The organism is Desulfovibrio sp. 1214_IL3152 (assembly GCF_036763055.1).
In the GTDB taxonomy this organism is placed as follows: domain Bacteria; phylum Desulfobacterota; class Desulfovibrionia; order Desulfovibrionales; family Desulfovibrionaceae; genus Desulfovibrio.
The window spans coordinates 1-5,346 of the sequence record NZ_JBAIYW010000442.1; the positions used below are offsets into that span (position 1 = coordinate 1).

Annotated in this window: 12 protein-coding genes, 2 other RNA genes and 1 pseudogene; all 15 read left to right on the forward strand. The window is 54.9% G+C overall.

The window, feature by feature from the left end:
* Positions 1 to 297, forward strand: a pseudogene (locus tag V6C07_RS09300) (hypothetical protein); the annotation flags it as partial.
* Positions 290 to 607 (forward strand): hypothetical protein, encoded by a 318-nt coding sequence (locus V6C07_RS09305; protein ID WP_072311417.1) that lies wholly within the window; start codon positions 290 to 292, stop codon positions 605 to 607. The pseudogene V6C07_RS09300 and the gene V6C07_RS09305, both read left to right, overlap by 8 nt.
* 1 nt (position 608) lies before the next feature.
* On the forward strand, positions 609 to 1,139 hold the full coding sequence (locus V6C07_RS09310; RefSeq protein ID WP_072311418.1) for a host-nuclease inhibitor Gam family protein: 531 nt from the start codon (positions 609 to 611) through the stop codon (positions 1,137 to 1,139).
* An RNA gene (locus V6C07_RS09315) (hammerhead ribozyme type II) lies at positions 1,140 to 1,204 on the forward strand.
* Positions 1,205 to 1,232: 28 nt separating this feature from the next.
* Positions 1,233 to 1,466 (forward strand): hypothetical protein, encoded by a 234-nt coding sequence (locus V6C07_RS09320; protein WP_333536154.1) that lies wholly within the window; start codon positions 1,233 to 1,235, stop codon positions 1,464 to 1,466.
* A gap of 6 nt (positions 1,467 to 1,472) precedes the next feature.
* Positions 1,473 to 2,234: an HNH endonuclease signature motif containing protein gene (locus V6C07_RS09325; RefSeq protein ID WP_333536155.1), complete on the forward strand. Its 762-nt coding sequence runs from the start codon at positions 1,473 to 1,475 to the stop codon at positions 2,232 to 2,234.
* Positions 2,234 to 2,298, forward strand: an RNA gene (locus V6C07_RS09330) — hammerhead ribozyme type II. The genes V6C07_RS09325 and V6C07_RS09330 overlap by 1 nt, the downstream gene beginning before the upstream one ends.
* A 9-nt stretch (positions 2,299 to 2,307) precedes the next feature.
* Entirely contained in the window at positions 2,308 to 2,574 is a 267-nt protein-coding gene (locus V6C07_RS09335) for a hypothetical protein (protein ID WP_072311419.1), read from the forward strand.
* 4 nt (positions 2,575 to 2,578) lie between these two features.
* Positions 2,579 to 2,788, forward strand: coding sequence for a hypothetical protein (locus V6C07_RS09340; protein WP_296986110.1), 210 nt, complete (start codon positions 2,579 to 2,581; stop codon positions 2,786 to 2,788).
* Complete coding sequence (locus V6C07_RS09345) at positions 2,775 to 3,209, forward strand: hypothetical protein (protein WP_333536158.1); 435 nt, start codon at positions 2,775 to 2,777, stop codon at positions 3,207 to 3,209. The genes V6C07_RS09340 and V6C07_RS09345 overlap by 14 nt, the downstream gene beginning before the upstream one ends.
* Positions 3,206 to 3,631 carry a regulatory protein GemA gene (locus V6C07_RS09350; protein WP_333536160.1) on the forward strand — a complete coding sequence of 142 codons (426 nt, stop codon included), beginning with the start codon at positions 3,206 to 3,208 and terminating at the stop codon, positions 3,629 to 3,631. Before V6C07_RS09345 ends, V6C07_RS09350 begins: the two co-directional genes overlap by 4 nt.
* 2 nt (positions 3,632 to 3,633) lie before the next feature.
* Entirely contained in the window at positions 3,634 to 4,179 is a 546-nt protein-coding gene (locus V6C07_RS09355; protein ID WP_333536161.1) for a hypothetical protein, read from the forward strand.
* The gene (locus tag V6C07_RS09360) at positions 4,172 to 4,498 is read left to right on the forward strand and encodes a DUF4406 domain-containing protein (protein ID WP_333536162.1); all 327 of its coding nucleotides are present in this window, start codon (positions 4,172 to 4,174) and stop codon (positions 4,496 to 4,498) included. The genes V6C07_RS09355 and V6C07_RS09360 overlap by 8 nt, the downstream gene beginning before the upstream one ends.
* On the forward strand, positions 4,498 to 5,004 hold the full coding sequence (locus V6C07_RS09365; protein WP_083577867.1) for a Mor transcription activator family protein: 507 nt from the start codon (positions 4,498 to 4,500) through the stop codon (positions 5,002 to 5,004). The genes V6C07_RS09360 and V6C07_RS09365 overlap by 1 nt, the downstream gene beginning before the upstream one ends.
* 115 nt (positions 5,005 to 5,119) lie before the next feature.
* On the forward strand, positions 5,120 to 5,346 hold a 227-nt coding region (locus V6C07_RS09370; RefSeq protein WP_333536163.1), incomplete at its 3' end, for a pesticin C-terminus-like muramidase.

Below are 5,346 nucleotides of genomic sequence, written 5' to 3' on the forward strand. Positions count from 1 at the left end.
CGCACCCTGCGCCAGAAGGCGTGGAACGTGCTGCGCATGGCAAACATGGCAACCGTGGCTGATCTGCTGCGCACTGTATGCGATGGCTCCGAGCGCGGCGCAGAGGACAATCTTAAGAACTACTGCCGCGCACTCTGGCGCGCGGGCATGCTTGGCAAGACGGCCCGCACGGGAGCGTATTTTCTGCGGCCAGACGCCAATACCGGCCCCAAGGCCCCCTCGTATAACCGTGTGGAAAAGACCGTCACAGACCGTAACACGGGCAAAACCGTGTATATCGGGGGCAGTCATGTCTGATTGCTCTCCCGCAGAATGGCGGACGCTGCTTGAGCAGGCTGTTGCCGTCACAAACGTGACTGATGTTGCCCGCCGCCTGGGCGTGGCCCGCAGCAGCTTGAGTCTGCTACTTAACGGCAAATATCCGGGCAGCACGGGCAACATGGCCGCGCGCATCATGGCGACCTTGGCCGTCTGCCCGGTATACGGCGACACTCGCAGTGCTGATATCTGCGCTGCCCGTCGCGCCGCACCTATCCCCACTTCAAACCCCTTCGCGCTCCGCCAGTGGCGGGAGTGCCAACAATGCAACCTGTATACAGGAGAATAACATGGCACGCCTCAAACCTACTCCTATTGTTATTGCCGACAAACGCGAGGCCACAGTGGCTGTGGCCGAAATAGCCGCCCTTGATCGCCAGATGGCGGCCATAGAATGCGACATGCAGGCGGAAATAGACGCAGCCAAAGCCCGTGCGCGCCAACGCGCGAACAGTATTGCCGCTCGCCGCGCAGAGCTTGCAAATGGCGTGGCCGTATGGGCAAAGCTGTATAAAGCAGAGCTGTTTCGCTCGGCTAAAACCCTTGACTTGGGACATGGCAAAATAGGCTTCCGTGCATCCACGGCCATCACCCAAGAACGCGGAGTGACTGTGGAAATGTCCTTAGCCCGCTGCCATGAGCTTGGGCTGACTGACGGCATTCGTCTGAAAGAAGAGTTGAATAAAGAACGTATGCTGGCTTGGCCTGACGAGCGTTTGTCTTTGGTGGGGTGCAAGCGCCAACAGAGAGACACCTTTTTTATTGACATCCCCCAGGAATCCATTCCGACGGATGATGAAACTGTCGCGCAGGCAGTCTAATAGCGAAACCGCCCTGCGGGGCGGTCGTCGGGGCGTGGCGGCTCCGGCCTGATGAGCAGCCAATAGATAAGCGCATGAAAAGGAGACAGTGTTATGGCGAAAAATTCTCTTTCGGCCTTGAACGATCACCTTTTCGCCCAGCTAGAGCGGTTGAGCGATGAGGAATTGACCGGAGAAAAACTGGCAGAAGAAATCACCCGCGCTACTGCTGTTACAACTGTTGCTCGGGAAATTATATCTGGCGGAAACTTAGTTCTTAAAGCAAAAATTGCTGCTGATAATTCAATTTCTGGCACTATCATTGTCCCTAAGATGTTAGAGGGGTAAAATGCTATGAGGAAAAATGGTTATACATCAGAGCAAATTGATTTTCTTGCAACGCATATTAAAAATATGAGTTATTTAGATCTAACAGAAGCCTTCAATGCTCATTTTGGAACTAGTAAATCAAAAGATGCTTTAAAGAGAGCTTGTTATTTCTATAATATGCGTAGTGGCTTTAGGTCGAAGCCTGTGAGGGGTTTAAGGCATAAGTCTGGAGGTGGGAATCATTATACACCGGAACAAATCACTTTTCTTGCGGTGAATGTAGAGGGGATAAGTTATCGCGTTTTGGCAGAAATATTCAATGCTCATTTTGGAACCAATAAAACAGCGAGGTCAATCAGAGATGCGTGCATAAAGCGAGGAATACGTAACGGAAGGAATGGTAATTTTCAAAAAGGGAACATCCCAAAGAATCGTTTTTCAGTCGGCAACACTCCGCCCAATAAACATCCTGTTGGTTTTCAGCGAGTTGAGGGAGGTTTTGTTTTTGTCAAAGTTGCAGAACCGGACATCTGGCGAAAAAAGCATCTTGCTGTATGGGAAAAACAAAACGGACCATTACCAAATGGTGCCATAGTTATATTTGCCGATGGAAATAAAAGAAATTTCCGTCCAGAAAACTTGATACAAATCACGAGAGCTCAATTTTCCTTTTTAAACGCGCATAAGCTTCTTTTTAAGGATGAGGATAGAACGCGTACTGCCGTTCTGCTTTCGCAAGTCGCAACCCGCGTCATTCAATTAAAGAAAGCGAAAAACTTAGAGTAAAGCGAAACCGCCCTGCGGGGCGGTCGTCGGGGCGTGGCGGCTCCGGCCTGATGAGCAGCCAAGGGATAACGCTATGAGAAAAATATGTGCGTATTGCTGGGCCTCTGGTCTTATTGAGTTTGGTTCGCGTTGCCCGTCCGGCGCGCTGCCCCTCATAACCGGGCCTGAAACTGCGGTGAAAAACGCTGTCAATGTCCTTTCTACCCATACCTATGACGGCAAGAGCTTTCTTATCCCCAAGGGGCGTGGCTGGATTAACGGTAATATGGATTCGGCGCTTGAAGATGTGCGCCGCTTTGCTGACGGCCTTAAAGCCCGCGTAATGAGGCAGGAGGACTAAGGCCATGCCCAAGAATCTGCAACGTTTCACCTTGCGCAAAACCGCCGCCAACGCTTGGTACATCCGCGATAACAGCGATGAATCCATCGTGTGCATGGTGCATCGTGGCCGCCGCGACCCGGAGAAAACGCAAGCAATGATCAAGGTCATGCTGCGGGCGCTTAACGATGCTTGCCAGCAGACGCCCAGGGGGATGGAACGTGGACAAGCGTAAATTTCCACATTCATTTAGTGTCAGAATTGACACGCGGCGTACACGGTTTGAGCTGTCGCCCGCCGTGATCTTCGGCGGGCCGGACGGCGCTTACCGGATACGTGTTAACCGTTGCTGGCTTGATGCCTCTGACGGATCGCACCGCTATTTTTTCCGTGAAGCCTTGGCGGGGCTTATTGCCGAGGTTGCCCTTGAGGGCTTTGCAGCAACACCCGAAGCCCCGGACATGCCGTACCCCTGCCGCGTATCTGTATGCCGGTGGGTTGACGGTTTGCCCCGGTACATCGGTACCTGGACGAATTCCGCGCCGATTCTCGACGCATCCGGGCGCTGGATGGTCAATGTCAGCGTGGACGGTACGCGGCTGTTTGTTCCCGTGGAAGACGTGACCGTCCACCCCATAAGGAGAACAAAACCATGAGGACGCAAGACAGCCGTGCCGCAGCGTACCGCAAAGGCTTGATTGCCAGTGTGCATATTGCCGCTGGTGACATGGGCCTTGACGAGGACACATACCGCAACCTGCTTTCATCTGTCACAGGGCGTAATAGCGCAGGCAAGTGCAGCGTGCCGCAGCTCAAGGCCGTGCTGGCAGAAATGCGCAACAAGGGCTGGCAGCCGCGCCCCAGGGCGGGACAATCTACGGCGATACCCGCAGCCCTGCGCCCGCTGCACTCAAAGATTGCCGCTCTGTGTAAAAGCCTTGAGCGCCCCCTGTCCTACGCGGAAGAAATCATAAAACGGCAAACAAAAAATAGCGCCACGCTTGGCACTGCTGACCGCCCGCAACTCACAGCTTGCGTAGCGGCGCTGGTGCGCCAGCAGGGCCGGGAGGGGGAATAATTATGGCTAACACTGACACGATCACGCCGGAAGAGCGGCGTATGTTTGCGGAAGACGCTAAATATGTACTGGCCAGAAGCATGGATATTGAGTTCAAGGCTGCAGCAGAAGCTATCTTGCGCCTCCTAACCGCCCTGGAAGCCGCCGAGGCCCGCGCCGATGAGCTTGAAGGCTCTTTGTCCCGCGCAATTAGCAAACAGTCAGAAATGTCTGACGGCCTTGAAAAGGTAGCTGCGGCTAATCATGCACTTACTGAAAAAGCGCAGAAGGCCAAGGACGAGGGCGGGAAGCTCCGTGAGCAGGTCAGCGCACTACTTGAGCTTAATGAGGCAAACATGGAATTCGTGGTGGCTTGCATCGAAGAAGAAGCGGCAATTGCTGATCATGACGATTCGCATGCCGGGCGAACACCTGACACGAAACTGCGGCTTGAGCGCGTTCAAGCTAGTCTTGTGCTTGCTTACGACAACGTGAATAACGCCCGTGAAAAATGTGAAACGCTGGGATTGAACGTGACGCCTTGGCGGCAGGGGCCGCGTCATGCCTAAAACAATCTACATATCCGGCCCCATGTCAGGCTTGCCTGAATGTAACTATCCTGCCTTTCACGCTGCCGCCGCCGAACTCCGGGCGCTGGGCTATCACGTAGAAAACCCGGCTGAAAATCCAGAGCCGCCATGCAAAAGCTGGGAGGGCTATATGCGCCTTGCCCTTGCCCAGCTTGTGAGGTGCGATCTCAATGTACGGCTGCCGGGCTGGCAAAAATCCAGAGGCGCGGTTGTTGAAAGTTCAATCTCTCGCATGCTTAACATTGCCGTTTGCGATTATGAACGTTTTGTTGAGCATGGGGAAATGGAGGCTATCTAATGCCCACCGCAGCAGAATACTTTGACGCCATGCGGGCTATGCAGGCTGCATGCACCACCAGTCTTAAAACGCTGGACTTTGCCTTGCTGCCGCCGTCCGCGCAAGAGCTTGCCCGCGTTATCGGCCTGTCTGCCGCGCTCACGATGGTAGACTACTACGGTGGTTTGACCCTACGCATCCCGCACGGTGAAACCGAGCAGGGCCGCACGATGTTGGCAGACATTGCCAAACACATCGGGGAGCCGGCCGCCAAAGCGCTGGCGCAAAAATATGCAGCTACAGATGTGTATATTCCCAATTGTAAACCGGCAATGCAGCGGGCGCGTGATGCAGCTCTGCTCGCAGACCGCAAAAACTTGGCAATGGACGGATTGTCCGAGCGGCAAATTGTCACGTGCCTGGCCATCCGTTACCGGCTTACAGAGCGCACAATCTGGCGAACTCTCAAGCGCCCAGCCCCCCCGGTTCCTGCACTGCCCCAGCAGCAGGCAAGCTTACTGACCTGACCAACCGCTGACGTCAACCGCTGACGCGCGCCAGTCTTTCTTTGGCCCGCGCTGCCACTATTGTGGCAGTGCGGGCTTTGCCTTTTTGCGCCCCGCAAAACAACAGGAGGCAGTCATGCCTATTGAAACCGCCCGCATCCGCGCCTTTTTGGCAACGGTCGAGGGCAAACAGCAAACGCAGGGGTACATACCGTGCGACCTTGTAGGCGGGGGAACCGCCAACTACAAGGGCGGCCCCAACCCGGAGCGATACAGGCCCATGGGCGTCAGCGGCGTAACCGTTGGCACAGGTGTTGACCTCGGGCAGACCGACGCCGCAACGCTTGTCCGTATCGGCGTCAG